This window comes from Microcystis flos-aquae FACHB-1344 (assembly GCF_014698375.1).
GTDB lineage: Bacteria > Cyanobacteriota > Cyanobacteriia > Cyanobacteriales > Microcystaceae > Microcystis > Microcystis aeruginosa.
Map to the genome: position 1 here is coordinate 24,573 of NZ_JACJSW010000182.1, position 24,135 is coordinate 48,707.

Consider the following 24,135-nt stretch of genomic DNA (forward strand, 5'->3'; position numbering starts at 1 on the left):
GAGAAAAAAGCCGATGTTTACAGGATTAATTCAAGCCTTGGCAACGATTCGGGTCGTGGATACTGATAGACTATATTTGTCTGTATCCTCTGATACAATTATCCGAGATTTAATGATTGGTGATAGTGTGGCTGTGGATGGGGTTTGTTTGACAGTCGAGGAAATTCTCCCAGAGGGTTTTCTGGCCACCGCTTCCCCAGAAACCCTACAGCGCACTACTTTGGGACGAAGGATTAAAACAGAAACCAACGTTAACCTAGAAACCTCTTTGCGGGTGGGTAGTAAAATCGGCGGTCATTTTGTCACCGGTCATGTGGACGGTATTGGCTGTTTAGTCGAATCGATAATCGTGGCTAATTCGTGGGAAATGAGCTTTGCTGCCCCTAGTTCCCTAGAAGAGCAGTGGAATAACTACATAGCTCGTTATATCGTCGGTAAGGGCAGTATAGCTGTTAATGGCATCAGTTTAACCGTGGCCGATTGTGATGCCTCCGGCAGCTGGTTTAAAGTGGCTGTCATCCCCCACACCTACGCCGAAACCAATCTTTCCCATTTAAAATTAGGCGATTGGGTGAATCTAGAAGGGGATATTTTAGGCAAATATGTGGAAAAATTGTTAGGAATGCGCTCTTATCACGCTCCTAGCGAGATTAGCCTAGAATTTCTGGCTGAACATGGTTATTAGTTTTCCAGAAAAAGCCTTTTCAACATATAAATTTATTGGCAATTTATCCATTAATTTTAGTTTTAAAATTGCCAACCTTCTCGCTCCATTAAACCCTGAACATTGGTACAATCGATAGAAAAGTGTTGACAGACTGTGGGGATTTTGGGAGCATTAGGCTTCAAGGCTTCTTCGGTAATTACGCAACCGTCTTTTATCTTGGCACAGGCAATAATAAATGGGTCTGCCACTGGTTTTCCTTGTAATCTTGCTTTTTGACTCACTAAATCCTTAAAGTTTCTTATAGAAACAATTTCAGCAATAAATAAAGTTTCCTGAGCAGTGGGTGGTAAAAATATTTGTTTATTGAAGTCTACCCAATCTAGAACAAATTGTTTATTATTGCCATATTCTACTTCTTTAAGCACTTCGCGTACTGATTGTAGTTTACCTTCTGACACAATCAAATCGATTTTTTGCCAAACGGTAGGAAAACTTTTGGGAAAATAGTTTCCTAAAACCTTAAAACTACTTGTGTCAAAAATGTAAACCATCAAAACAGTCCTTTGTCTAATAAATATTGTTCAAGTTTTTCCACCGTAGCAACTTTTTTAATGTTTAGATAATCAGCAACGCGCTCAATATCGTATTGACCTTGATAGTATTTATTGAACACCAGTTTTAGGTAATTTTCTCCCAAATATGTCGCCTGATTAGCATAGTAATCACCTCCAGATTTTTTATTTTTGTCCTGACTTTTTCTCACCTGCTCACTGTACCACTCGGTTACTTTAAGAGTATATTCTTTCTGAGAAATAAAGTTATTATCTAATAGTTTTCGTAGAACTACTTCTCGACTAACCTTATAATCACTGGAAATTTTCGAGATAATTTTATCGTTAACTATTGTTTCTCTAATTATCTCAGAAAAGACATGATTAGGAAGCAAAAACTCCGCAGCAAATTTATTACAAAATATCTCGATACTTTTATTTGCTCCCTGCAAACTATTAATATATCTATCGTCAGACTTAGTAATTCCATTAGTCTGCAAAAGAATATGTGCTAATTCATGAAAAATGGTAAATATTTGTCTAGATTTTTCCGTGCTATTATTAAGATAGATGATCGGAAATTCAATATCTATCAAGCAAAATCCCGAAATTTCTCGCTGCTTAAAAGAACGCTTAAAAATAAAAATACCGGCTTCTTCCACGGCACTCCGCCATTTTTTTAAGGCAGTTTCCTGATCATTCCAGGTCAGTTGTTCTTCTAGAGTAACGTTTAAATAATTTCTGATCTGTTCGGCTAATATCCTTAAATCATCCCTAGAGCTAACCGCAATATCCTGAAAGATTTTCTTGGTACTAGGATTAATACCATTATTAATTTCCTGTAGCGACAATTGCATCGCTTTTGCTTGTCGTAAAGCATAGATAGTATCGGCGGCCAAATTTTCGATTTCAAAGTCTGGCAAAGTTCTAAATTCTTGTTTTTCCTCCGCTTCTGGGGGAGGTTCTGGGAAAAAGAATAAAGCGAGAGGACGTTTATATATTTCTGCTAACTTTTCCAATTGACTATAGGTAGGAAAGTCCTCTCCTGACTCCCATTTCTCGATAACAGAAACCTCTTTTTTAAACTTGACCGCCACAGACTCAAGAGAATATCTCGCCCTTTCTCTTGCCCATTGGATTATCTTGGGATTAACGCCTGTCAGTTTCTCGCCCATCACTTTATCTTATCATCACCAGATAGAGATTTCTAGCTTGATTTAGATCATACAGTAGTTTCATTGTACTATATAATTACCTAAAATAGAGAAAATGTACCGATTTCTGGATAGGTCAGCGAGGGATTGATAACTTTTTACTATATAAAAAACCAGCCGAAAGCTTGACATTAGCCAAAATACCCAGACAATGTTAAGTTAAATTAACCAATAGCCTAGGCTTGTATTTAAGGAAAACCCCTTATGGTAGCAACACCAGTTCAACAGAAATACGACATCAAAGATATTAGTTTAGCCCCCATCGGCAAACAACGCATCGAATGGGCCGGTCGGGAAATGCCCGTTTTGCGTCAATTAGCCGAACGTTACGCCATCGAAAAACCCTTTGCTGGACTGCGTTTAGTCGCTTGCTGTCACGTTACCACCGAAACCGCTAATTTGGCGATCGCACTAAAAGCCGGTGGCGCTGATGCGTTATTAATTGCCAGTAATCCCCTTTCCACCCAGGATGATGTGGCCGCTTGTTTAGTCGCTGATTACGGCATCCCCGTTTATGCAATCAAAGGGGAAGATAACGACACCTATCACCGTCACGTTCAAATCGCCCTCGATCATAAACCCCAGATTATCATCGATGATGGTTGTGATGTAGTGGCCACCCTAGTTAAAGAAAGAAGTCACCAATTACCCGACATTATCGGTACTACCGAAGAAACTACCACCGGTATCGTCCGTTTGCAAGCCATGCTCAAAGCCGGGGTGTTATCCTTCCCGGCAATGAACGTTAACGACGCAGAAACCAAGCATTTCTTTGATAATCGCTACGGTACAGGTCAATCTACCCTTGATGGTATCATTCGCGCCACCAATATCCTCCTTGCCGGTAAAACCGTGGTTGTGGCTGGTTATGGTTGGTGTGGTAAAGGTGTCGCTATGCGGGCCAAAGGTTTAGGCTCTAATGTAATTGTCACCGAAATCAACGCCGTGCGCGCCATTGAAGCAGCGATGGACGGTTTCCGTGTTATGCCCATGGATGAAGCCGCTAAAGAAGGCGATATCTTCATCACTGTCACTGGTAACAAGCACGTTATCCGGGCCGAACATTTTGACCTGATGAAAGATGGCGCGATTGTTTCCAACTCCGGTCACTTTGATATTGAAATCGACCTGCAAGCTTTAGGCGCAAAAGCCGATAATGTTAAGGAAGTTCGCAACTTTACCCAACAATATAGACTAAAAAGCGGTAAATCCGTCGTTGTTATCGGTGAAGGTCGCCTAGTTAACCTGGCAGCCGCCGAAGGTCATCCTAGCGCCGTTATGGATATGAGTTTCGCTAACCAGGCGATCGGTGTAGAATACTTGGTTAAAAATAAAGGTAAATTGGCCCCCGGCATCTACTCGATTCCCTACGAATTAGACCAAGAAATCGCCCGTTTGAAACTGCAAGCCATGGGGATTGAAATCGATACTCTCACCGAAGCCCAATTAGAATATATCAACTCCTGGACTTCCGGAACCTAATATCGGTTATCAGTTATCAGTTATCAGTTATCAGTTATCAGTTATCAGTTCACTGAAAATACTTTACTTTAAAACTGTTTTCTAAATCCTAAAAAATTATGACTGAATGGATTACAAATACAATGACTTCTATGGGCTATTTAGGCATAGCCCTATTAATGTTTTTAGAGAATCTTTTTCCTCCCATTCCCTCGGAATTAATTATGCCCCTAGCGGGTTTTACCGTCCATGAGGGACAAATGCAATTTATTCCGGCAGTGGTAGCGGGGATTTTTGGTACGGTCATCGGAGCGCTACCTTGGTATTATCTCGGTCGGGTTGTGGATGAGGAAAAAATTGAAAAACTAGCCGATAAATACGGCAAATGGATTACCGTTTCCGCTAAAGATATTCAAAAAGCTAATCAATGGTTTAACCGTCACGGTAGTAAAGCGGTTTTACTCTGTCGTTTAGTCCCCGGAGTACGAACTTTGATTTCCCTACCCGCCGGGATGAATCACATGGCGATGATTCCCTTTTTAGTTTACTCCACCATCGGCACGACCCTCTGGGTCGTTTTTTTAACGGCAGCAGGTTACTTTTTAGGGAAAAATTACCCCCTTGTGGAAGAATATCTGGCTCCCGTGTCAAAAATAGCCCTACTTGTCCTGGTTATCTGGTTTATCCTCTGGATTATCCGCAAACGTAACCGCCGGTATGAGTAAGTTTTGATGATAGGTGGTGCGTTACGACGGATTGTCACCTTCCAGTCACAGCAGCAATTTTTGCCGTCTAACGCACCCTACGTTTTACTGCTTATAAAGGGGCAAAAGGATAAGAATATACGAGGTTTTAATATGCCAACAATTAAACTACGTTCTCAGATTGGTAGAGATGGAATCTTACATTTACATATACCGTCCGATTTTAAAGAAACTGAAGTAAATGTTACAGTAACCGTTGAAGCGGTTCAAGAAGTCAGTGAAGATTTAGCAAGTAGAAAAGAGGAAAGAAAACCTCGCTATAATGCTTGGGGCAACCCAGTAGTAGAGCAATCTATTACCCAAGCTATTTCAGGAATGCGCCGCCTTCAAAAAACTGTAGCTTTACCTAAAAGTGAAATTCGTGCCATGCGAGAAGAAGGGAGACGGTTTTGATTGAGTTTGTTTTAGATTGTTCGGTAGCAATTAGCTGGTGTTTGGTCGATGAAGATAACGATTATGCTAACGCAGTATTAGACATAATGCCAAACGCCGAAGCATTTGTTCCCGAAATTTGGTCTTTAGAGATTGTCAATACTCTCCCAGTCGCAGAAAGAAGAAATCGGATGACGGTCGAGCAAACTCAAGCATCGATTAATTGGTTACAGTCTTTACTTATTACTATTGATTCTTTAACTTCAGTCCAAGCTTTTGGCAGGACTTTAACACTAGCAAGAGAACAAAAATTAGCTTCTTATGATGCTGCTTACTTAGAACTTGCTTTGCGCTTAGATTTACCATTGGCTACCAATGATAAGCAATTAATAGATGCAGCATTACGCTGTCAGGTAGAATTACTTAATCCCGCTCTAAATTAAACAAAGTTAGTTTTATCACCCGAATATTCCTTGACTTGGTGGCTCTACCGTACTTGTGATGATAATATATAATGATGGTCTATGACAGAGAGAGACATTAAATACTGTTTGGTATTAGGAGAAAAGCTGTGCCACTGATTAAAATACCAAGGAATTATCTGATTGCTGAAGATGAAAATTTTATTACAGCAGACGTGCCAGATTCACTGCTTCAGCTTTGGCAAAAAGATTATCAAAAGGTGGTTAAAGCCAAAGGTATTCTTAAGGATAAAAAAGCGGCAATGCTATCTCATGTAGAGTCTCTTCGTCGGGAGTGGGATGGATGAAATACGTCTATGATACCAATATTTTTATTTATTATTTAGCCGATGACGATATAGTTACTTCTTTTTTCTCCCAAGCTTTTTTGAGTTTGCATCAGATTTTTATCTCACCAATTGTCAGAATTGAGTTACTCAGTTTTCCTACTTTGTCTAAGGAAGAAGAGCAGATAATTGAAGATTTACTCTCACAGTTTGAATTAATTCCCATATTGAGAGAAATTGAAGATCTGACTATTCAACTGAAACGACAGTATAAAATCAAGATTCCCGATGCCATTATTGCCGCAACAACATTGAGCCAAAATGGATGTTTGGTCACTAGAAATGTTGATGATTTTAAGGGGATTTCCAGTTTAAATATTAAAAACCCGTTTATTGATGAGGGGTAAATAATAGTAGAAGAGCGAGAATTAAAAGTTGACTTATCTGCAAAGTAGCTTACTACTGGAAACCGATAGCTTGATGACAGCAACCAGTGCCAGGTATTGAAGTAGGAAAAAGCCTATGTTTTCGTTCTAGAAATCTCCAAAAATAAGCTTGACAAAAGACCTGAGATCGTTATATCCTACAGGTTACAAGTCTTTGCGCGAGAGATCAAATCGATCGCCTGAACCATCGACCCTCCCCAACTCACACCCGTCCAAAATCTATACGGGAGGTGAGCTTTGGGGGCTTTATCTTTATTAAAACTTAAGTCGCTGTACAGTACCCAACTACCTCCTTTTCTCCAGCCGACGCGATCGCCGAACTTTTCCCACACTTTTTCATTATAATGTCTCGTGCCACCGAGACTCTCATAGATTTCTTTCTGGACGCTGAAGCCAAATTTGCTGTTACTGTAGTGTAGCCAGAGTTGGTTAATAGTTCGCAAATCTTCACAGGGGAAATTGTCAATATCCTCTACTCTCAACCATCTTTCGCTTTCCCTTCCGGCGGCTTCCCTTCCGGCGGCCCGACACATAACTTTATCTGTTTCTTCGTCTGCTTCCTTCCAGTTTCCTGCTGCTAGGAGTTGCTGTAATTTGGAGTAGTTAACACCTCTAGCACTTTTAAGCACAATATTAGCAGCAACTTTAGGCGGTGGTGGTGTTTGAATAACGGGGGTTGCTGGTGTTGGAGAATAACGGGGAGTTGCTGGTGTTTGTATCGAAGTTGCTGGTGATTGTCCCGTCAAATCTTGTAAAATCTCCCGCGCTGACTGATAACGCTTTCTTGTCCCAAACTCGATCATTTTATCAAGAATGCGCCCTAAATCATCCCGAACATTATTATTAACTAAAAACTGTCGCCAAATCCATTCATGGTCACTGGTATCAAATAAATCAAAGGGTGAAATCTGAGTCAACAAATAAATACAAGTGACCCCTAAACTATACAAATCACTGGGATTATTCGCCTTACCGTTAGCTTGTTCTGGAGCGATATATTCCGCTGAACCGATTACCGTACCAGTAACAGAACGATTAAGAGGTGTAACAACTTTAGACGCGCCAAAATCCACTAAAACCGCTTTCTTGTCTGAGTTACGTCTAATAATATTTTCTGGTTTAATATCTCGGTGAACTACTCCCTGACTATGAATAAAATCTAAAACCAGCAAAATATCTGTTAATAAAGCTTTAAATCTTGGCTTCATTAAATACCCCCTGGCTTCTCAATTCTTGTTCTAAATTCTGTCCTTCAATATATTCTTGTACCAAATATTGACGGTCATCATCATGATTGAGATAGGCGAAAAGTTCAGGAATTTGGGGATGTTTTCCTAATTTTTCTAATTGGATTGCTTCTTTTTCAAATAATTCTGAGGCTTTCTCAATTGTATCAGTTCCTTGAGCCGAAGGAAAAAACTGTTTAATCACACAATAAGGTCGAGAAGGCTTACTATAATCTATCGCTTTAAAAGTGCGACCAAATCCTCCTTGACCAATTAATTTAATTGCTTGATAACGCTCCTGTAAGAACAATTTAGAGCGGCATTTTTCACAGAATTTATTGCCATCTGGATTGGCGGAGGAACAATTAGGATTGAGACACAGACTCATGGTTTTTACTCCTTTAAGTAGTTGGGTTGACGTTAAAAAAGTAGCTCTCTTAGGTTTGGTGGGTAAAATGTATTCTAAGATACAGTCCTGCCGGCAAGCGAGTGGAAGGAACCACAGAGACACAGAGGACACAAAGATTGATCACTTCTATAGTAAGTTAAACTGATCAGACAAAAGACCTCTTGCAAAAGTCTTAAGTCGATCCTTGTACAGCAACATTTTTGAAGATTATCAACTACTAATAAATAATTAACTGAAAGTCCCTCCCATTATTGTTTCTATCGTTTGTTTTCGGATTTATGCAAGAGGTCTTTTTTCAGCAAACCCTATACAAAAAAAGGAGTGAAAATAATCACTCCTACTGATAATCAGAAGAAAAAATGGCTTAAACCTAGAGAGCGTTGGCTCCCGCTACTACTTCTAGCAATTCTTGGGTAATAGCGGCTTGACGCGCCTTGTTGTAGGTACGGCTTAAAGTCCCGATTAACTCGCTGGCGTTCTCGCTGGCGTTACTCATCGCCGTCATCCGGGCTGCTAATTCACTCGCTGCCGATTCCTGGAGGGCGCGCAGTAATTGGTTATTTAAGTACAAAGGTAGGAGAGAATCGAGGATTTGGACGGGATTCTGCTCAAAAATCATGTCTTGGGGAAAAACCTGCGCTGGTTGGCTGGCCATTTTTTCCCGTTGTACCTTAAATTTTCCTTCTTTAGTCACCAAACGGAAAATCTCGTCATCCTGTACCGCTAAACCTTGGGTAGTTAAAGGTAACAGGGTTTGAATCACCGGAGTGGCACTGATCAGGGAGATAAAACGAGTATAAATTAACTCGACGCGATCGACTGTTTCCGATAAAAATAAGGAGAGCAATTCATCCCCAATCGTGCCAGCTTCATCGGCAGTGGGAATCTGTTCGAGGTTAATAAATTTGGCGGCAATGGGAGCATTCCGGCGCTCGAAATACTGTGCCGCTTTCCGGCCGGCAACCACTAATTGATACTTAATCCCTTGCTCTTTTAATTCATTCATCCGTTGTTCGGCACGACGGATGACGTTAGTATTATAACCGCCACAAAGACCTCGATCGCCTGTGACTATTAACAGAGCCACGGTTTTTACTTCCCGTTGGGCCAGTAGGGGTAAATTAACATCACTAAAGGCTAAACGACCTTGGAGATTATAAAGTACCTGAGCGAGGGCATCGGCAAAAGGACGGGTACAGAGAACTTGTTCTTGGGCGCGGCGCACTTTTGCGGCCGCCACCAGACGCATGGCCTCGGTAATTTTTTTGGTATTTTTGACCGATTGAATTTGGTCGCGAATCGCTTTGAGATTAGGCATAATTCAGTTATCAGTTATCAGTTATCAGTTATCAGTTATCAGTCAAGAGTCGGGGTTTAGGAGGGAATGGAGAGGTGGGGAAACAGGGAAATGGGGAGATAGAGAAATTTCAACTCATACCCCAAAACCCCAAAACCTCAACACCCCATCCCCCAAAACCTAACCCCCATTACCAACATTCATTTACTGATTACCGAGATTATTTAAAAGCCTGTTTGTACTCGTTGATGCCATCTTTGAGCAGGCCTTCCGCTTCGTCGTTGAGTTGTTTTTCAGTGCTGACGATCTCAACGTAGCGAGGTTTGCTGGTTTTCAGGTATTCCCGTAAACCGGTGCAGAAATCGATAACTTTATCGGTGGCGATATCGTCGAGATAACCGTTTAAACCGGCATAAACCACCGCCACCTGTTCCCAAACGGCGAGGGGGAAGTTTTGGGGCTGTTTGAGGATTTGACGCAGACGTTGACCGCGAGCGAGTTGTGCTTGGGTGGCCGCATCAAGGTCAGAAGCGAATTGAGCAAAAGCTTCTAATTCGTCAAACTGGGCTAATTCGAGTTTTAATTTACCGGCAACTTTCTTCATCGCTTTCGTTTGGGCCGCCGAACCCACGCGGGATACGGAAATACCAGCGTTAATAGCGGGACGGAAACCAGCGTTAAAGAGGTCGGTGGAGAGGAAGATCTGACCGTCAGTAATCGAAATTACATTGGTGGGAATGTAGGCAGAAACGTCACCTGCTTGGGTTTCGATAATCGGCAGGGCGGTCATGCTGCCACCACCGAGGGCATCGCTGAGTTTAGCGGCGCGCTCTAGTAAACGGGAGTGGAGATAGAAAACGTCGCCGGGGTAAGCTTCCCGACCGGGAGGACGACGCATGAGCAGGGATAGCTGACGATAAGCTTGAGCCTGTTTGGTGAGGTCATCGTAGATAACTAGGGTCGCTTTGCCTTTATACATGAAGTATTCGGCGATCGAAGCTCCGGTGTAGGGGGCGATATACTGGAGGGTGGCGGGGTCGTTAGCGTTAGCGGCCACCACCACGGTGTAATCCATGGCGCCTCTTTGGGTGAGGGTGTCGATTACTTGGGCGACGGTGGAGGCTTTTTGACCGATGGCGACATAGACACAGATCACGTCTTCGCTTTTCTGGTTAATGATCGTGTCAATGGCGATCGCTGTTTTACCGGTTTTTCTGTCACCGATAATTAACTCCCGTTGACCACGACCGACGGGAATCATGGCATCGATAGCGGTAATGCCGGTTTGCATCGGTTCACAGACGGATTTGCGAGCGACAATACCGGGGGCGGGGGATTCCACCAGACGGGTTTCGCTGGCGAGGATGTCCCCTTTACCGTCGATGGGACGACCGAGAGCATCAACCACGCGGCCGACTAAGGCTTCACCCACGGGAACCTGAGCGATTTTACCGGTAGCTTTCACCGTACCGCCTTCTTTAATCCCGAAACCGTCACCCATTAACACTGCACCGACGTTATCTTCTTCGAGGTTAAGGGCGATGCCGACGGTTCCATCTTCAAATTCTAATAGTTCTCCCGACATGGCTTGTTGTAGGCCGTAGATGCGGGCAGTACCGTCACCCACTTGCAGGACGGTTCCCACGTTGGAGACCTGTACTTCTTGGTTATAGGATTCGATCTGTTGACGAATAATCGTGCTAATTTCGTCGGGTCTGATAGCTACCATAGTTTAATCTGGGAAAAAGTAAAAAATTAGAAGGTGAAAAAACGGCAAAAAAGGGAGATTAGATGACCTTAGCGCAGGGAGAGGCTGAGGCGTTGTAGTTGACCGCGAATGCTGGCATCAAAGACCTGAGAACCGACTTTGATCACCACACCACCGATCAGGCTGGTATCAACTTTGGTTTTCAGTTCGACCACATTCGCCCCGGTCAGGGTTTTCACTTTGTCGATGACGATTTGTTTTTGGCTATCGTTCAATTCGGTGGCCGAGGAAACTTCCGCTAAAACGGTGTTAGTCAGCACTCTAGCCAGGGTGAGATATTGTTGACAAACGGGTTCTAAAAATTGAATCCGACGTTTATCGACTAATAACATCATGAAGTTAGTTAAATAGGGATTGGCACTGGTTCCCATTACTTGGGAAAGAACGGCTTTTTTAGCTTCTTCTTTGATGACGGGATTGCCGATAAAAGCTCTTAGATCGGGAGCATTTTCCAACAATTCTAAGAGGGATTTAATTTCGCCGCCGATCGCTTCTAATTGTCCGCTGCTTTGGGCGACGGAAAGTAATGCTTGGGCGTAGGGTTCGGCGATTTCTGAACTGATTAAACTTCCCTGCATCTATTTACCTCCTAGGTTGGCCAAACTGCGATCAATTAGGGTTTGTTGTACCGATTCTTCCAGGCCGGTGCTTAACTGGGATTCCACGTTAGCTAAGGCTAAAGCGGTAATTCTTTGGCGTAATTCTACTAAAACGCGATCCTGTTCCGCCGAGAGATCTTTAGCGGCACTTTCGCGCATTCTTTGAATATCGAGTTCGGCTTGGGCGGCGATGTCGGCGGTGACAGCTTTAGCTCTAGATCGAGAGTTATCGATAATTTTTTCCGCCTCTTGTTTTGCCAGGGCGAGTTTTTTCTGTTCTTCGGCGAGGGCGGTAGCGGCAATATTTTTCCGGTTTTCAGCTTCGGCTAAAGCTTCCGCAATCTTCGACTGACGTTCTCCGAGGATTTGTCCGAGAACTTTGCGGCCGTAGAAGATGATTAAACCGAGCAGAATCGAGAGGTTAAATAGGTTAGTTCCTAAGATATCGGTGTTGATGCCGAATCCTTCTGCTGCCGCTTCCTTCGCCTCCGTGGCTAATAATAAAACTGTGTCGATGATCATGATTATTGAGGGCGGGGAGTAGGTTGTTCAGTTATCAGTTATCAGTTATCAGTTATCAGTTATCAGAGGTAAGTTTCCAGTCTTCTAACTCCTGACGACTGAGTTCTATCTTTTTACTGATCACTGTTATTAACCAATGGCTGGGGTTTAGCGAACGAGTTCTGGTCCCAGGAGTTTTTCGAGAATTTGACGGGAAAGAGAGGCCACTTGTCCTTCTAGAGAACGAAAGGCTTCTTCTTTCTGTTGGGCAATTTCGGCGGCGACGGCTTCCTTACGGGCGATCGCTTCTTTTTGGGCTGCGGCAACTCGTTCGCTGGCTAGTTTTTGGGCCTCGGCTTGCGCTTGGGCGATAATCTCTTGGGATTGTTTACGAGCCGAACTTAATTGCAATTCGTACTCTTGTACCAGTGCTTCGGTTTTGGCTAGTTGTTCTTTGGCTCCGCTTTCTGTTTGCCGAATATACTCCGCCCGTTCATCTAAAACTTTACTGAGGGGTTTATAAAAAACGGCGTTCAGGATCACTGCCAAAAGAATAAATTGTAGTGCCATCACTGGCAGGGTGGCATCGAAATCAAACATTGATTTATTCCTGATAAATAGAAGCTATAGGCAGGTTCAAAAAAGGAAGACGATCCCCCTGCTTTAACAATGAACAGTCAGGGGGGATCAGCAAAATTCCCTTAACTAGCTATCAGCCTTCCGTCCCCAAAACCAGACTTTTTAGTTGGCTCCTTTGGCGTTTTTTGAGAGTTTTGAAAACTCTGCCGCCAAGCTGGGGACTGGGGGCTGATAGCCCACTGCTTTTTTAATTAGGCGAAGGGGTTAGCGAACAGTAAAACGAGAGCGATAACCAAGCCGTAGATGGTTAAGGATTCCATGAATGCCAAGCTGAGGAGAAGGGTACCACGAATTCTTCCTTCAGCTTCGGGTTGACGGGCGATACCGGAAACAGCTTCTCCAGAAGCGGTTCCTTGACCAACGCCGGGGCCGATAGCGGCTAAACCAACGGCGAGGGCGGCGGCGATAACGGAAGCGGCAGCTACTGTGGGGTTCATGGTGATTTTTTCCTCTATTTACTAATCAATTTCAATCTGTTGTTTACAGAGCGCGTTCTCAGCCGTAAAAAATGGCTGGTTTTCTGCTCAAAACTCCCGAAAGAGTTTTTGGGAAAGAACGATCTGGGAATTCAGTTGCTCATCCTGAATTCGACCAATAATTTCTTAGTTATTATCCTATTATTTGGACACTTTTCCCTAAGAAATTTTTCTTTTTTCGTCCTTCGCTTTTAAGCGTGTTCTTCTTCGTGTTCCGATTCCAGGGCCTCATGGATATAGGCCCCGGCAAGGGTGGCGAAGACAAGGGCCTGAATAGCGCTGGTAAATAAACCGAGAGCCATCAGGGGTAGGGGTACGACTAGGGGGACAAGGAAGACTAATACGGCCACTACCAACTCGTCCGCGAGGATGTTTCCGAAAAGACGGAAGCTGAGGGAGAGGGGTTTGGTAAAGTCTTCTAAAATTTTGATCGGTAATAGCACGGGAATCGGCTCTAGGTAGTGAGCAAAGTAACCGAGTCCTTTTTTACTGATGCCCGCGTAGAAGTAAGCGAGGGAAGTCAGTAGGGCTAACGCCACCGTGGTATTGATGTCGTTAGTGGGGGCGGCTAATTCTCCTTCGGGCAGTTCGATTAACTTCCAAGGAATCAGGGCCCCTAACCAGTTAGAAACGAAAATAAATAAAAATAGGGTGCCGATGAAGGGCAACCAGGGTCGATATTCCTTTTCTCCTAGCTGGTTTTTGGCTAAATCGCGCAGAAATTCCAGAACGTACTCCATGAGGTTTTGAATACCGCCAGGAACTTTCTGGATCTTGCGGGTAGCGGCGATCGAGGCGATGATTAAGATAGCGAAGACGATCCAGGAGACCGCGATCACTTGCCCGTGAATTTTTAGTCCGCCGATGTGCCAGTACCAGTGTTGTCCCACTTCCAGGGAAGCGAGGCTATAAAAATTAAGCACACTTAAACTGTCTAACATTTTCACCTTGGAGAGATTCGGGTTCGCAAATCAGGGTTATTTTAACGGTCAAAGGGTTTAGGAATCGGCTTTCTGCTCCAACTTGAAGATGGTTTGCAGAGTATAGACGATGATCGCCCCTTTATAGGTCAAAAAACCCAAAAAAACTGGCACTATGTGCAGTTCTTGCCAACGACTGGCGATGATGATTAATCCGGCGAATAGGGCTAATCCTTTTTTGCCTACCCGATTTTTCGTTACCCCCAATTTTTCCACTTCCCCGGCCAGGAGTTTTAGGTAAACAACCCCCACCATTGCCCCTAATAGGTAATTAAGGGCGGTATTGAGGGAATAAAACAAGCACACGGGAATAAAGATCAGACCGCTTAAGATCAGGGTGGTGATCAATAAAGTGTTTTGTAGTTGATAGTATTCCCGCATCGGATCTGACGGCGGGTTGGTTTCTGGGGTTGGGGGAGATTCGATCGATGGATCAGACAAGGTACACCTAAATCAGCGATAGACTAATCTCAATATCTAGATTGCTTTCCGAGCTATGACGCTCAGGTGAGCCACAAGACATATTATCACGGCAGTGGCAACAATTATTAAGCAATTGTAAATGGCCATGATTCCCCCCGCTCTCAGCCGTCAGTTTTTTTCTCCCCCCTCCCCTGCTCCCTTCTTCCCACTTCCCCAACTCCGGCGCTCCCTCTTGCCTGTTCCCTAAAACCAGAGACTTCCTACCTCACTATTAAGATAACTGCTCAGCTTAGTGATCCTGCCAATGGTTAATAAAAAGCAGTTGCTTGGGAAAAGGTAAGGGTCACTATTTTTTTCTATCTTGATTTTTAAACTGAACATCTATAAGAAAAAAAGTTTTTGCGTGCTTCTCTCTGACAACAATCTCTAGGCAAAAAGCCCGAGATTTTTTTAAAAAGCTGATAACTGATCACTGATCACTGATCACTGATAAAAACTAACTGGGAACAATATTTAAGAAAGCATCGAAATCTTTTAATGCTTCTTGGAATTGAGTAGCAGCAAGACTAGCATCTTTTTCTTTGGCTGCCGCATCGATACGTTCAAAGTGAACGAAAAGATTTTTCGCTAACTGCTTGGCTTTTTCTTGGTCTTTGGGCAGTAAATTACGGGATAATCCTACCATTTCCTGACGCAATTGCCCCAAAGGACCGTGGATATAGGTGCGAGTATCTACCCAATTTTTGTCAGCGATGAGGTCTTGCAAAACGCTCATTTTTTGGCGAAACTCTGCGATAGGTTGGATGTAAACCTGTAACTGTTCGATTTTTTGGGGACTATAGACGGTGGGGATAGTTGCTTGAGGACCACTGCAGCTAACCAGCAGGGTAGTAACTAGGACTAAAACTAGGGAAATAATCGAGCGAAGACGTGGCATTGGTTTATATGTACTATTTAACAAACTATTGACGTTCTCTCCCGATAACCAGTCAAGGTATCGGGACGATTTTTACTTTATCAGGTTGTGGGATTCCCAAATCAGATTTTACTCCCAACGACCTTGACAGTAACTCGGTGTCAATAACTAGAGCTTATCAAACTGTTTCATAAAAGCTCGATCGATCCGATCTTTCCATAACCATAATAACGGTGATTGCCAGCCAAAACCGCCCCAAGATGCGATCGCTTTTTGGTCTCCTGTCCCGATTAAACTCAGATAATTTTTCTGGGGAAAATAGGGTTTTAGAGGCTGATTTTGCAGAATTCTGACTAAATTATCGAACAGGGGTTTTCCTTGTCGGACGGCAAAAACTCCCGCTTTCGGACGGGGATAATCTGGAATCGTGGCAATATCTCCCACGGCAAAAATATGGGGATGGGAAAGAGATTGCAGATAATTATTCACTAAAATAAACCCTTTTTCATCTGTCAGTAATCCTGACGCTTTAATCCAACTAGGGGACGAGGCAGTCGTTACCCAAATTGTATAATCCATGGGTAAAACTAAACCCGATGAACAGATAATCCGATCTGCTTGCACTGCCGTCACATCCGTTGATAAATATAATCTAATTCCCCTTTGTTTAAAAATATTCTCTAAACGTTGGCCGACCCAATTATTATGGTTCGGTAGTAGTTTTTTTCCTCGATGAATTAGAGATAAATTCAAATTACTGCTAGAGTTGAGAATTTTGGCCAAACGGGACTGCATATTTAAAGCTAATTCGACCCCGCCTGCACCACCACCAACAATGACGATATTTAGAGTATTATTAGGGTTATTAACCGCTTTTTTCAGGATTTCTTGCCATCCTTCCCGAAAAATCGGCACCGGTTTGGCGGGAATAGTGTACTCTTTAGCACCGATAACATTATCTACTGCCGGGATGCTGCCGATATCGATCGAGAGATAATCAAAGGGAATCGGTGAAGAATTATGACAAATTACTTGACATTTTTCCGTATCTATGGAATTAGCCTTGTCTAAACAGAATTGCGCTTGAGAATACCTAGCTAGAGAAGGTAAATCGATATGAGTCTCAGCAAAATCATAAAAACCGGCGACGTGGCCGGGTAACATTCCCGAATAGGGGGTATGGGTGACATCGCTAATTAAAGTTAATTGAACGTTTTTTAGGGGTGATTGCCCCCAAAGACGAACGGCGATCGCATGACTAGGACCCCCACCGATAAAAACTAAGCGCTTGACTAAATCCATAAAAAAACGGGATTGCTGCCAGAAAAGTTAAATTCTAATGAATATATCTTCTTACACAGAAATTCTGTTGCAAAATCGAGGGTAGATAGACAAAAACTCAAGGCATCGAGGCCATAAACTTTTAACCAATGACAGTAAATTGGGATTTTGATTTTTTCGGACTCGATATTCTTAAGCAAATTCTATCTATTATCTTCGCTTCCCAATAGAGAGAAGTCTATGCAAGAAGTTTATATCGTGGCCGCAGTCCGGACTCCAATTGGTCGTTTTGGTGGGGGATTGATGGGATTATCCCCGGCCGATTTAGGGGCAACAGTGATGAAATCCGCCCTAGAAATCGCTAATTTGCCCCCAGAAGCCCTAGATTTGTACATTTTCGGCAATGTTTTGGGAGCGGGTCATGGTCAGTTAATTCCCCGACAAGCGGCGATTAAAGCGGGAATTCCCGTAAGCGTGGACGGATATCGGGTGGATATGGTTTGTTCTTCGGGAATGATTGCCGTTAGTAACGCTGCCACCTCAATTCGCGCCGGCGAAGCGGCTCTCGTCCTCGCTGGTGGCATCGAATCCATGTCCCAAACCGGCTTTTTTCTCTCCCATCGGGCCCGGTGGGGTTATAAATTCCTCATGGGTGCGCCAGAACAATTAACGGATTTATTACTCCACGATGGCTTAACCGATGCTACCACGGCTGAGGTCATGGGTTCCCAAGTGGATCGCCTCTGTCTCGATCGCGGGGTTTCTCGGCAAGCATTAGACGAAATTGCCGCCTTATCCCACCAAAGAGCGGCCACAGCCACAGAAAAAGGCTGGTTTAAGGGCGAAATCGTGCCAATTGAGCTTAAATCTAAGAAAGGTTCCACAATTATTGCTCAAGATGAGGGTATTCGTTCCGATAGTACCCCAGAAGGGTTAGGAAAACTGCGACCGGCTTTTAATCCGTCGGGAGTTTTAACCGCGGGGAATAGTAGTCAGATTTCCGATGGGGCCGCCGCTATCCTTTTAGCCAGTCAAAAAGCTGTGGATCAGTACGGTTTAAAACCAATTGCCAAAATCCTTGGCGGCGCTGTGGGTGCTGGCAAAACCGAGCGCTTCCCAGAATTCCCCGTCCTAGCGGTGAAAAAATTACTATCATCTCTAGATAAAACGATCGAAGATTTCGATTTAGTGGAAAATAACGAAGCTTTTGCCTTAAATAATCTGCTTTTTGAGATGGATCTGGGGTTAGCTAGGGAAAAACAAAACGTTCACGGTGGTGCGATCGCATTGGGTCATCCTATCGGCGCTTCCGGCGCGCGGATTCTGGTGACGTTAATTAACGCGTTGAAAGTACAGGATAAAACCCTCGGTATGGCGGCCATCTGTCATGGGACCGGTGGCGGAACAGCGATCGCAATTGAAAGAGTTTAGGAGGAAAAAGCTATGGTATCTCTGGGACTAGAGGAAAAAGTTATCGTCGTTACGGGCGGAAATCGAGGCATTGGGGCGGCTATTGTCTCTCTTTTGATAGATTTGGGGGCCAAGGTGGCCTACACGGATTTAGTCGCCGATAATCCCCAGGGTTTAGGCATTGTGGCCGACGTGACTAAGTTGGAATCGATGGAAGCGGCAGCTAAACAAATTGAAGCGGAATTGGGACCGGTGTACGGCATCGTCGCTAACGCGGGGATTACCAGAGATAACTTTTTCGCTAAATTAACGCCGCTAGATTGGGATTTAGTGATTAATGTCAACCTAAAAGGGGTTAATCACACGATTAAGCCGTTTATTGAGGGAATGTATCAACGACAAGCGGGATCGATCGTTTGTATTAGTTCTATTTCCGGTGATCGCGGTAATGCCGGCCAAACTAATTACGCGGCCACAAAAGCGGCAGTTATCGGTTTAGTCAAATCCTTGGCCCGGGAAGCTGCCCGTTATAATATTCGCGCCAATGCGATCGCACCGGGGTTTATTAACACCGAAATGACTTTAGCGATTCCCGATAAAGTTCGCGATAAAATCACCGCCGAAATTCCCTGTCGTCGCTTCGGTGAACCCGCAGATATCGCCTGGGCAACTGCCTATTTACTCTCTCCTGTTGCCAGCAGTTATGTCTCTGGAGAAGTCCTCAGAGTTAATGGGGCCCATCACACCTAATCAGTTATCAGTTATCAGTTATCTAATTCAAAGATGGAAAATGTGTTGGTTATTGTCCCTGCTAAGTTGCTTGATAGTAGCATAAATCTATGAAATTTCAATGGGATCAAGACAAGGCAAATAACAACATCAAAAAACATAGTATATCTTTTGAAGAAGCAGTGACCGTATTTGGGGATCCATTGGCCGTAACGATTTTAGATCCCGATCATTCAGTGGGCGAGTTTCGTTTTCTGACGATAGGACAGTCAAAATCACAAAAGCTGTTAGTCATATCCCATACAGAAAGAGAAAATGAGATTCGCTTAATTAGCGCCCGTTTAGCTAGTAAACAGGAGAGAAAAAATTATGAATCAGGAGTCTGAAGAAACGGTTAATGACGAGATGCGGACTGAATATGACTTTTCTGGTGGTATTCGTGGCAAATATTATCAAGCTTATCGACAGGCTAGTAATGTGATAATTCTCGATCCCGATGTGGCGGAAATTTTTCAAGATTCAGCCTCAGTCAATGAAGCGTTAAGATTACTAGCAAAAATTGCCAAGTCTGGAAAAATATGACTTATCAGTTATCAGTTATCGGGTGTAGGGTGGGTTAGTAAACTAGCGAAATCAGCGTTAAAGGAAAAGGGCAAAAATAATGGATAAACCGACACAAGCTTGGAGTGAGATGGCCGCCGATTACGTCAATCTTTGGACAGAAACCGGGGCAAAAATGTGGTCAAGTTGGTTTGATATGATGGGGGCGATACCGACTCCTATGGGCAATATTAAACCAGAATTGCAAGAGGCAACCCAGCGCTATTTTGATAATCGGGATTTATTGATCAAATTCCTAAAATTATCGATGGAAGCTTGGGAAAGTATCTTCCCAAAAATGCAAACAGGAGAAGACTGGCAAACAATTTTAGATAATTATACCCAACAGATGCGCGGTCAACTGAATAGTTTTACTACCACCACTTCCCAAAGTAGTCAAGATGTCAGTCAACTATGGACAATTTACCTGCAACAATTGCAAAGTATCAATCATTTATGGTTCGATCCTTTGATTCTGTCAAATGATACAATAACTAAAGCTTGGTTAGGTAATACTTCTTCTTTGATCGAACTCAATAATATCTATTGGCAGAAGTTTTATGATGAAACTTTTGGCCAATGGTTACAGATGCCTTTATTGGGATTGCCGCGAGAATTTAACCGCAAATTACTCGATAGTTTTGAAACTTGGCGCGTTCTTTATCAAGCTAGTATTAACTATCAAATTGTGCTGGCTGATATTCAAGTTAAATCCTTTGAAGCTTTAACTAAAAAATTAGTTTTCCTAGCAGAAAAAGGTCAACCTGTCAAGGATTGGCGAGAATTTCAAGATCTGTGGAGTGTCGTCGCTGATGATATTTTTGAAAAGGCTTTTTGTCAACCAGAAAACCTAAAAGTAAGGGGAAAATTTATTAATTCTCTCAATGATTATCGCCTCAAACAGCAGGATTTAATGGAAATTTACCTGCGCTCAATGAATCTGCCTACCCGCAGCGAAGTCGATGAAATTCATCGAACCATCTATGAATTACGCAAAGAGGTAAAAAGTCTCAAAAAAGCTTTAGGAGAAAAAAAAGCAGTAGAAAGTAACAATTAGTTAATTGTGCTTGACAATCAGGTAAGCTATCAGGAGTCAGGATTCAGGATTCAGGAGATAGGGTGATAGGGTGTTGGGGTTTTAGGGGTTTTAGTTGAAATTCCCCCACTTCCCCACTTCCCCACTTCCCCACTTCCCCAATTCTTTAGGAGAATTAAATTATGTGGCCATTTTTGACGCAAGTGAAACTGGAAGATTTTACCCAAGATTATCTAGAATTAACTCAAAAAAATCTCAAAGGGTTAGACAATCTCAAACGAGTTAAAGAAGAAGATATTCAGTGTGGAGTATCGGAAAAAGAAGCAGTTTATCGGGAAGATAAAATCATTCTCTACCACTTCAAACCCGTGGTCGAAAAACCCTTCGAGATACCCTTGCTGATGGTTTATGCTTTGGTCAATCGTCCCTACATGGTAGATTTACAGGAAGGGCGTTCTTTAGTGGCAAATCTGCTGAAATTAGGCTTAGATATCTACTTAATTGATTGGGGCTATCCCACCAGAAGCGATCGCTGGTTAACCCTTGATGATTATATCAATGGTTATGTGGATAATTGTGTCGATTTTATTCGTCAAAGTCACCATCTCGACAAAATTAATCTGTTAGGGATCTGTCAGGGAGGAACCTTTAGTTTATGCTATAGTTCCCTCTATCCCGATAAGGTAAAAAATCTGGTGACAATGGTGACACCAGTGGACTTTTATCAAACCGAGACCCTCTTAAATATGCGCGGGGGGTGTTCCTTGGGAGCCGAAGCATTAGACATCGATTTAATGGTAGATACTATGGGCAATATCCCGGGAGATTTTCTCAACTTAGAGTTTCTGGAATTGAAACCTTTGCAGTTAGGTTATCAGAAATACCTCGATTTTCCTGACATCATGGAAGACGAATCAAAATTAGTTAATTTTCTGCGTATGGAAAAATGGATTTTTGATAGTCCTGACCAAGCGGGAGAATCCTATCGACAGTTTCTCAAGGATTTCTATCAGCAAAATAAACTGATTAAAGGGGAAGTGATGTTAGGAGATAAACGGGTAGATTTACACAATCTGACCATGCCAATTCTCAATCTTTATGCGGATAAAGATCACCTTGTACCTCCCGCTTCTTCCCTCGCTTTAGGGAATTATATCGGTACTTCTGACTATACCGCTTGTGCTTTCCCCGTCGGACATATCGGAATGTATGTCAGTGGCAAAGTGCAACGGGATTTACCCCCCGCTATTAGCGATTGGTTGAAAGCAAGAGCTTAACAATCTTCCCACCTATCCCCTTTTCCAATTTGGGAGAGGGGTGTAAGACAATACAACACATCGATTAAAAAACATCTAGGGGCAGTAAAATAAACTTTTGTAACAGAGGATGTTAAGCACTGTTGCAAGATCGGGCAGAATCGGAGGATATCGTTCCTTTCGGCTAAACCCCTGTGGTACACTGCAAAGCGTACTCGCTCGTAAGTATGTAGGAGAAAACCTGAGTGTTAAGAGTCGCTGTTGTGGGTTCAGGGCCGGCCGGTTCTTCGGCGGCAGAAACATTAGCTAGAGCAGGCATTGAAACCTATTTATTTGAACGCAAATTAGATAATGCTAAACCCTGTGGTGGAGCGATTCCTCTCTGTATGGTGAGCGAATTTGACCTACCTCCTGAAATTATTGATCGCCGGGTGAGAAAAATGAAAATGATCTCCCCCTCTAACGTCGAAGTCGATATTAATCTCGATAATCAAGACGAATATATCGGAATGTGTCGTCGGGAAGTCCTCGACGGTTTTATGAGAGAACGCGCCCATAAATTAGGAGCGCATTTAATCAACGGAACCGTTTACGGTCTCGACATTCCCACCAATAGCACCGATCCCTATACCCTACACTACGCCGATCACTCCCACGGCAATTCCCAAGGGGAAATGAAATCTCTGAAGGTGGACGTGGTTATCGGTGCCGACGGTGCTAATTCCCGCATTGCCAAAGCTATTGATGCCGGGGATTACAACTATGCGATCGCTTTCCAAGAACGCATCCGTCTTCCCCAAGATAAAATGGCCTACTACGAAGACCTGGCCGAAATGTATGTAGGAAAAGACGTATCCCCCGACTTCTACGCTTGGGTATTCCCCAAATACGATCACGTCGCCGTCGGTACTGGCACAATGAAGGTCAATAAAGCCATGATTAAAGACCTACAAGCTGGTATTCGCGCTCGCGCAGCCCGTCGTCTGGAAGGAGGCGAAATCATCCGCGTGGAGGCTCACCCCATCCCCGAACATCCCCGTCCTCGCCGTGTAGTCGGTCGCGTGGCCCTCGTAGGCGATGCTGCGGGAACAGTTACCAAGTCTTCGGGAGAAGGCATCTATTTCGCCGCTAAATCGGCGCGGATGTGTGCCGAAACCATTGTCGAAGTCACTAACGGCGGCCAACGTATTCCCACAGAGGACGAGTTAAAACTCTACCTCAAGCGTTGGGATAAGAAATACGGTATGACCTATCTGGTATTAGATATCCTGCAACGGGTTTTCTACCGTACCGATGCCACCCGGGAAGCTTTTGTGGAAATGTGTTCCGATAAGGATGTACAGAAGATGACTTTTGACAGTTATCTCTATAAAACCGTTGTTCCCGCTAATCCTCTCGTACAGATGAAGATTACCGCTAAAACCATCGGTTCTCTCCTGCGCGGTAACGCTTTAGCTCCTTAAAATCAATTCATAACCGGAAAACCCAATCTCCCCATGGCGGTGGTTGGGTTTTCTTTTGGGTTGTTTCATCTCCTATCTTGCTTAACAATTGAGATAGCAAATTCTCCTCAAATATGCCTGAATCGTGGGTAAGCAGCCCATATAAAGTTCATTTTGTCAAGGATTGTTAAGATGCGCTTACCCCTCGATGGGAGTCATGGTTTTCCTATTCCTAGGTCTTTCTTAATTGTAGGGAGAACTTGAGAATCAGAAATTGGAAACCCGTGATAAAGTGGATAGCCATCAGAATCATAACTGTTATTGGGATGAAATACATAAAACTTGTTTTTTTCTTTTTGATATCCATAGCGTTTTTTTTTATAATCTATGGAATGATTTAAGACTTCTTGAGCTTCTTCGATTGTTAAATCCATTGGAGTTCCTTTAACACTAGGTGCGGTTCCTTTCAATGATGAATCATGTTTAGGAGTTCCAGTGTAACGAGGACATAATTTTCTAGATTGAGTAATCTGGGTTAAATTTCTGATGGTAACATTTTCAGAGGATTGGTTTTTTTCTCGAAATGTTACCTCAACGGTTTCATCAACAAAATCGTCCGATTTTTGTAAACTGAGGAAACTACCTTTAAGTTTCACCGCTCCAGTTAAAGAACTCGATGTAATATTTTTGTTGTTAAAATAGCATTCGCAAGATTCAAGCAATCCTTGGTTATCGATAAATAGTCCCTTGGTTAAAATTAGTATCAAAAATTTAGCCAGCACTTGCTCTTGTGGATGAGGAGACTTTATTTCTGGACTTCCCCCATACAGAAATACTAAAAAATTAACAAAACCCTTACTGCAGGTCGCTTCTCAGAAAAAATTGAAAAGACGCTACTGGGTACATTTTCCCTTTGAAAATGGC

The 24,135-nt window shown here is 43.3% G+C and carries 27 protein-coding genes and 1 pseudogene; 14 read left to right on the forward strand and 14 right to left on the reverse strand.

All coding sequences use genetic code 11. The features are described from left to right. Window positions 1-13 precede the first annotated feature (13 nt). Window positions 14-685 (forward strand): riboflavin synthase, encoded by a 672-nt coding sequence (locus H6G48_RS18000; RefSeq protein ID WP_190722726.1) that lies wholly within the window; start codon window positions 14-16, stop codon window positions 683-685. Between the two features lie 62 nt (window positions 686-747). On the opposite strand, the gene H6G48_RS18005 is transcribed toward H6G48_RS18000, so the two are convergent. Further along, window positions 748-1,218, reverse strand: coding sequence for a PIN domain-containing protein (locus H6G48_RS18005; protein WP_190722727.1), 471 nt, complete (start codon window positions 1,216-1,218; stop codon window positions 748-750). Then, entirely contained in the window at window positions 1,218-2,393 is a 1,176-nt protein-coding gene (locus H6G48_RS18010; protein WP_190722728.1) for an ImmA/IrrE family metallo-endopeptidase, read from the reverse strand. Before H6G48_RS18010 ends, H6G48_RS18005 begins: the two co-directional genes overlap by 1 nt. Before the next feature lie 243 nt (window positions 2,394-2,636). Here H6G48_RS18010 and ahcY point away from each other — a divergent pair, with 243 nt between their 5' ends. The 6 genes from ahcY (at window position 2,637) to H6G48_RS18040 (ending at window position 6,184) form a co-directional block, all read left to right on the forward strand. Next, on the forward strand, window positions 2,637-3,914 hold the full coding sequence (ahcY, locus tag H6G48_RS18015; protein ID WP_002795864.1) for an adenosylhomocysteinase: 1,278 nt from the start codon (window positions 2,637-2,639) through the stop codon (window positions 3,912-3,914). Window positions 3,915-4,012: 98 nt separating this feature from the next. Beyond that, on the forward strand, window positions 4,013-4,618 hold the full coding sequence (locus H6G48_RS18020; RefSeq protein ID WP_190722729.1) for a DedA family protein: 606 nt from the start codon (window positions 4,013-4,015) through the stop codon (window positions 4,616-4,618). A gap of 6 nt (window positions 4,619-4,624) precedes the next feature. Next, the gene (locus H6G48_RS18025; RefSeq protein ID WP_242034690.1) at window positions 4,625-5,050 is read left to right on the forward strand and encodes a hypothetical protein; all 426 of its coding nucleotides are present in this window, start codon (window positions 4,625-4,627) and stop codon (window positions 5,048-5,050) included. Further along, window positions 5,047-5,472, forward strand: a complete 426-nt coding sequence (locus H6G48_RS18030; protein ID WP_190722730.1) for a type II toxin-antitoxin system VapC family toxin — start codon at window positions 5,047-5,049, stop codon at window positions 5,470-5,472. Before H6G48_RS18025 ends, H6G48_RS18030 begins: the two co-directional genes overlap by 4 nt. 128 nt (window positions 5,473-5,600) lie before the next feature. Next, window positions 5,601-5,798: a hypothetical protein gene (locus H6G48_RS18035; RefSeq protein WP_002789758.1), complete on the forward strand. Its 198-nt coding sequence runs from the start codon at window positions 5,601-5,603 to the stop codon at window positions 5,796-5,798. Continuing rightward, complete coding sequence (locus H6G48_RS18040) at window positions 5,795-6,184, forward strand: type II toxin-antitoxin system VapC family toxin (protein ID WP_002795860.1); 390 nt, start codon at window positions 5,795-5,797, stop codon at window positions 6,182-6,184. Before H6G48_RS18035 ends, H6G48_RS18040 begins: the two co-directional genes overlap by 4 nt. Window positions 6,185-6,360: 176 nt before the next feature. Here H6G48_RS18040 and H6G48_RS18045 read toward each other — a convergent pair. The 11 genes and pseudogenes from H6G48_RS18045 to H6G48_RS18095 all read right to left on the reverse strand — a co-directional run bounded on the left by H6G48_RS18045 (window position 6,361) and on the right by H6G48_RS18095 (window position 16,759). Then, window positions 6,361-7,837, reverse strand: a pseudogene (locus H6G48_RS18045) (GUN4 domain-containing protein). Between the two features lie 391 nt (window positions 7,838-8,228). Continuing rightward, on the reverse strand, window positions 8,229-9,176 hold the full coding sequence (locus H6G48_RS18050; RefSeq protein ID WP_190357086.1) for a F0F1 ATP synthase subunit gamma: 948 nt from the start codon (window positions 9,174-9,176) through the stop codon (window positions 8,229-8,231). Window positions 9,177-9,375: 199 nt separating this feature from the next. Then, window positions 9,376-10,884 (reverse strand): F0F1 ATP synthase subunit alpha, encoded by a 1,509-nt coding sequence (atpA, locus tag H6G48_RS18055; protein WP_002763364.1) that lies wholly within the window; start codon window positions 10,882-10,884, stop codon window positions 9,376-9,378. Between the two features lie 68 nt (window positions 10,885-10,952). Continuing rightward, window positions 10,953-11,501 (reverse strand): ATP synthase F1 subunit delta, encoded by a 549-nt coding sequence (atpH, locus tag H6G48_RS18060; RefSeq protein WP_002795847.1) that lies wholly within the window; start codon window positions 11,499-11,501, stop codon window positions 10,953-10,955. Continuing rightward, a complete protein-coding gene (locus tag H6G48_RS18065) occupies window positions 11,502-12,044 on the reverse strand; it encodes a F0F1 ATP synthase subunit B (RefSeq protein WP_061432323.1) in 543 nt (180 codons plus the stop codon). Between the two features lie 147 nt (window positions 12,045-12,191). Next, entirely contained in the window at window positions 12,192-12,623 is a 432-nt protein-coding gene (locus H6G48_RS18070) for a F0F1 ATP synthase subunit B' (RefSeq protein ID WP_002795845.1), read from the reverse strand. Between the two features lie 230 nt (window positions 12,624-12,853). Then, the gene (atpE, locus tag H6G48_RS18075; protein WP_002740068.1) at window positions 12,854-13,099 is read right to left on the reverse strand and encodes an ATP synthase F0 subunit C; all 246 of its coding nucleotides are present in this window, start codon (window positions 13,097-13,099) and stop codon (window positions 12,854-12,856) included. Between the two features lie 230 nt (window positions 13,100-13,329). Beyond that, window positions 13,330-14,079, reverse strand: a complete 750-nt coding sequence (gene atpB, locus H6G48_RS18080) for a F0F1 ATP synthase subunit A (protein ID WP_147068794.1) — start codon at window positions 14,077-14,079, stop codon at window positions 13,330-13,332. Window positions 14,080-14,136: 57 nt separating this feature from the next. Beyond that, a complete protein-coding gene (locus H6G48_RS18085) occupies window positions 14,137-14,499 on the reverse strand; it encodes an ATP synthase subunit I (protein ID WP_002789747.1) in 363 nt (120 codons plus the stop codon). A 538-nt stretch (window positions 14,500-15,037) separates the two neighbouring features. After that, window positions 15,038-15,478, reverse strand: coding sequence for a photosystem II protein PsbQ (gene psbQ, locus H6G48_RS18090; RefSeq protein WP_061432325.1), 441 nt, complete (start codon window positions 15,476-15,478; stop codon window positions 15,038-15,040). Window positions 15,479-15,625: 147 nt separating this feature from the next. After that, a complete protein-coding gene (locus H6G48_RS18095; protein ID WP_190722731.1) occupies window positions 15,626-16,759 on the reverse strand; it encodes an FAD-dependent oxidoreductase in 1,134 nt (377 codons plus the stop codon). Window positions 16,760-16,978: 219 nt separating this feature from the next. On the opposite strand from H6G48_RS18095, the gene phaA reads away from it, so the two are divergent. The 7 genes from phaA to chlP all read left to right on the forward strand — a co-directional run bounded on the left by phaA (window position 16,979) and on the right by chlP (window position 23,232). Then, window positions 16,979-18,169: an acetyl-CoA acetyltransferase PhaA gene (gene phaA / locus H6G48_RS18100; protein ID WP_190722732.1), complete on the forward strand. Its 1,191-nt coding sequence runs from the start codon at window positions 16,979-16,981 to the stop codon at window positions 18,167-18,169. A 12-nt stretch (window positions 18,170-18,181) separates the two neighbouring features. Beyond that, window positions 18,182-18,898: an acetoacetyl-CoA reductase PhaB gene (gene phaB / locus H6G48_RS18105; RefSeq protein WP_190722733.1), complete on the forward strand. Its 717-nt coding sequence runs from the start codon at window positions 18,182-18,184 to the stop codon at window positions 18,896-18,898. A gap of 89 nt (window positions 18,899-18,987) precedes the next feature. Continuing rightward, a complete protein-coding gene (locus H6G48_RS18110; protein ID WP_190722734.1) occupies window positions 18,988-19,263 on the forward strand; it encodes a BrnT family toxin in 276 nt (91 codons plus the stop codon). Beyond that, the gene (locus tag H6G48_RS18115; RefSeq protein WP_002784823.1) at window positions 19,247-19,459 is read left to right on the forward strand and encodes a hypothetical protein; all 213 of its coding nucleotides are present in this window, start codon (window positions 19,247-19,249) and stop codon (window positions 19,457-19,459) included. Before H6G48_RS18110 ends, H6G48_RS18115 begins: the two co-directional genes overlap by 17 nt. 79 nt (window positions 19,460-19,538) lie before the next feature. Further along, window positions 19,539-20,534 carry a class III poly(R)-hydroxyalkanoic acid synthase subunit PhaE gene (phaE, locus tag H6G48_RS18120; protein WP_190722735.1) on the forward strand — a complete coding sequence of 332 codons (996 nt, stop codon included), beginning with the start codon at window positions 19,539-19,541 and terminating at the stop codon, window positions 20,532-20,534. Between the two features lie 161 nt (window positions 20,535-20,695). Continuing rightward, the gene (locus tag H6G48_RS18125; RefSeq protein ID WP_002795840.1) at window positions 20,696-21,790 is read left to right on the forward strand and encodes a class III poly(R)-hydroxyalkanoic acid synthase subunit PhaC; all 1,095 of its coding nucleotides are present in this window, start codon (window positions 20,696-20,698) and stop codon (window positions 21,788-21,790) included. Between the two features lie 224 nt (window positions 21,791-22,014). Next, window positions 22,015-23,232 (forward strand): geranylgeranyl reductase, encoded by a 1,218-nt coding sequence (gene chlP, locus H6G48_RS18130; RefSeq protein ID WP_190722736.1) that lies wholly within the window; start codon window positions 22,015-22,017, stop codon window positions 23,230-23,232. 194 nt (window positions 23,233-23,426) lie between these two features. Here the strand turns inward: chlP and H6G48_RS18135 are convergent, their stop codons facing one another. Continuing rightward, the gene (locus H6G48_RS18135; RefSeq protein ID WP_242034691.1) at window positions 23,427-23,993 is read right to left on the reverse strand and encodes a hypothetical protein; all 567 of its coding nucleotides are present in this window, start codon (window positions 23,991-23,993) and stop codon (window positions 23,427-23,429) included. Between the last annotated feature and the right edge of the window lie 142 nt (window positions 23,994-24,135).